The organism is Streptomyces sp. NPDC048420, assembly GCF_040651535.1.
Lineage (GTDB): Bacteria > Actinomycetota > Actinomycetes > Streptomycetales > Streptomycetaceae > Streptomyces.
Window position 1 is genome coordinate 1 of sequence record NZ_JBEZKG010000054.1, and the last position, 3,095, is coordinate 3,095.

Below are 3,095 nucleotides of genomic sequence, written 5' to 3' on the forward strand. Positions count from 1 at the left end.
GAGGCGTCACTCGGCTCTTCGGCCTGCACAGCCTCAGACCACGGCACGAAAACGGTCCACCGACTCCGTCGGCGGACTGTCACGAAACTTTGAGGCTAGAGGCACGCGTTACTTCCCGAAGGCAGCTTGATGAGCACTCTGGCTGGCTGCGGCCTCATCTGACGAAACCGGACAGAACGTAATCACGCAAAGACCCTGCCCTACGGAGGATCTTCACACGTGCTGCTTTTCGGTTCTGAGCCTGGAGTGATCCGGGGAAGCTGCCGCGCACGGAGGACCGGCTGGCTACGCTGCCGAGAGATCTGCCAGCAAACGGAGGACGGGGGAAGCCAAACACATGGCCGACGTCAGAGTTGAGACGGTGGCGCTCGATGCAACAGGAAGCCGTCAGATCGCTGCCCGGACACGGTCGACCTCCGCGCTCGGTGAGCGCGCTGCGGAGATGCAGGAGGCGATTGTTCAGGCTTCGACCATTGCCCAGCAGTCCCTGGCCCAGGTTCCCGAGCGCGACGGCTGGCAGGTCACCAGCATGGACGTCACCTTTGGACTGACTCTCGCTGCCGAGGCCGGTGTCATCCTCTCCAAGGCATCTATGGAGGCGTCGTTCGAGGTGACGCTCACCGTGGAGCGGGCGTCGGGTAGGCCATGACCGTCGCGGGATATTGGGTTGAGCTCTACCAGGACCGGCAGCGACTTGGAGGAGGGTTCCTCGTGACGCGCCGGTTTGTTGTCACCGCGCTCCATTGCCTGCGCGCTATGACCGCGTTCGACACGGACCTGGACATTGTGCTGGCCGACGGCAGTTGCGTGGTTGGACAGGTGTACGGCCAAGCCAAGGACGCGGACCTCGCGCTAATTGAGATTTCCGCAGACTCGGAGGTCTTCCAGCCCGTGCCCGTGGCCGGGGTTGCCCGTGGTGGCGACCGCTGGCGCGGCCCCTACCGGCCTGCCGAGAACGAGGTGGAACTCAGCGGTCACATCGACAGCGGAGCCATACGGTACGACTGTGAAGGCGGCGCGTCGATCGAGGCCCTGCAACTGACGGCCGACCAGAGGCTTGGCGACTATTCAGGCTACTCTGGTGGCCCGGTCGAAGGAGTTGCCCAGGGCCGGAGGCCGGCAGTCGTCGGCATCCTCCTGGAGCAGGCTCTCGACCGGGCCGACGCGAGTCGCAGTGCCAACGTGCTGTTCGCTGCCACCATCGGAGAGGTGCTGCGTCGATTCGACGTATTCGACGTCGCTCACCTTGTTGATGTTCTGCGGCCTGCCCGTCGCGAGGAGACCCGCGCACAGTCTCGGTCCACGGCTTCTTCATCGCCGCGTAGCCAGGTGGACCGCGTCGATAGTGTGATCCACTTCTTCCATCAGCTGTCCGGGCAGGGCGTCATGGACCCCGTGTATGTGAACGAGCTGAGATACCTCGCCCTCAGGCGCATCTTCGAAGAGGAGCCGAATGGGGGTGCAGCATGGCCGACGCCCAGGGAAGCGATCTGACCAGCGCCTGGCGAGAAGCAATCACTTGCGCAGAGCGCGCGCTGCGAGGCGACCGTGCGACTCGCGAGCAGGTGGTGGCAGCGGTCGAGGTGCTTCGTTTGGATCGACGGTTGCCTGGTCGTGCAACCGTGGGCCAAAACGTTAGCGATCTGGTCTTGCTGCTCGACTGCCTTGGTCTGAACCACGCGTCCCAGGTGCTTCTGGAGCATGTTTCCTCGTGTTTCCAACAAGATCCTGGTGCGTTGAACCTGGACACTGGTGTACGCAACCAACTCGCCGTGGTGCTCGGCGAGCGAGGGTATCTCGCAACCGCTGCGATGCTGCTCACCAAGCCGCACGGGGGCGACCCCTGGGCGGCCGCCACACTGGTGAACCAGGCGTGCATGATGCTACGTCGGGGTCTTTCCGAGAGGGCTGCTGACACTGCAGACCAGGCTCGCCGAGCTGTGGTTCTGGGCGCGGGCGAGGAAGAAACTGAACAGCAGTTGGACGTCCAAGTGCTGGCGACCGCAGTCCTTGCTGAGGTGATGCGCCTGCGTAACCAGCATGCCGAGGCGGATGAGTTGGTGAACGAGCTTGAAGGGTTCGTCCGCCGCCTCGTACGCATCCTCGGCGGTGACCACCCGAAGTCTCTATCGGCCCTGATCACACTGGCCTCGGCCGAGTTCGAGTCAGCCAGGGCGGCCGAAGACCACGAGCGCATGGAGCGTGCGTGCGATGTCATCGCCATCGCGGTGCAACGATTGTCGGCGACCTTGGGTACCGATCACCCCCGCTCTCTCTCCGCGCTGCGGACCCTGGCGACTGTGGAATATGAGACTGCGCTCTTCCTCGGCGGCGGCCGACGTCTCCAGGGCGCCCAGGCGCTGATGACGGCAGCAGCTGAGCGTGCCACAGCACTGTGGCGACGGGATCCGCAGTCTTCCCGCCAGGACTCGGTGGACGGGTACCTACACACGTGCACCCCTGAAGACTTGGACGAGTCCATCGCAGCGGCACGTGCCGCTGTTCTCGCGGCTAGGCCCGTTAGCCTGTCCGACCGTGCCGCCCACTTGACCCGTCTCCGTAACGCCCTCAAGGAGCGATTCGCACGTACAGGGTCCATCGAAGACCTGGACGAGATCGTCAATACGGTACGTGCCACGGGCGCAACCACGCCCTACGATCATCGCGGCCGCGTCGCCGACCTGGGGCTCCTCGGCGACGCCCTGTGGGCGCGGTTCGAACGCACGGGGGCCGTGGACGACCACCCCGACTACGCCACCCACCTGTTGCGCCTCGTTCACGCCCTGGAGCGCCAGTACACGCACACGCGAACCACGGAGGATCTCGACGAGCTCGTCGAGACGGCACGCGCCGCCCTCGCGGCCACGCCCGACGACCATCGCGCCCGCACCGCCGCCCTGTTGCTCCGCGACGTCCTGTGGATGCGGTTCGAACGCACTGAGGCGGCGGAGGCTCTCGACGAGCTCGTCGAGACGGTACGCGCCGCCCTCGCGGCCACGCCCGACGACCATCGCGCCCGCACCCTCGGCCGGTGGCTCCTCGGCAACGCCCTGCGGATGCGGTTCGAACGCACTGAGGCTGCGGAGGACTTGGAC

At 65.5% G+C, this 3,095-nt stretch carries 3 protein-coding genes; all 3 read left to right on the plus strand.

The genetic code is table 11. The annotated features are described in order from the left end of the window. Positions 1–337: 337 nt before the first annotated feature. Positions 338–649: a CU044_2847 family protein gene (locus tag AB0D34_RS45820; RefSeq protein ID WP_362673823.1), complete on the plus strand. Its 312-nt coding sequence runs from the start codon at positions 338–340 to the stop codon at positions 647–649. Continuing rightward, positions 646–1,494 carry a trypsin-like peptidase domain-containing protein gene (locus tag AB0D34_RS45825; protein WP_362673825.1) on the plus strand — a complete coding sequence of 283 codons (849 nt, stop codon included), beginning with the start codon at positions 646–648 and terminating at the stop codon, positions 1,492–1,494. The genes AB0D34_RS45820 and AB0D34_RS45825 overlap by 4 nt, the downstream gene beginning before the upstream one ends. Then, positions 1,467–3,095: hypothetical protein (locus AB0D34_RS45830; RefSeq protein ID WP_362673827.1), on the plus strand; the 1,629-nt coding region annotated here is incomplete at its 3' end. The genes AB0D34_RS45825 and AB0D34_RS45830, both read left to right, overlap by 28 nt.

Bases quoted from the DNA above. Each gene is read 5' to 3' on its own strand.
- AB0D34_RS45820 (WP_362673823.1), top strand. From the start codon at position 338: ATGGCCGACGTCAGAGTTGAGACGGTGGCGCTCGATGCAACAGGAAGC.
- AB0D34_RS45825 (WP_362673825.1), top strand. From the start codon at position 646: ATGACCGTCGCGGGATATTGGGTTGAGCTCTACCAGGACCGGCAGCGA.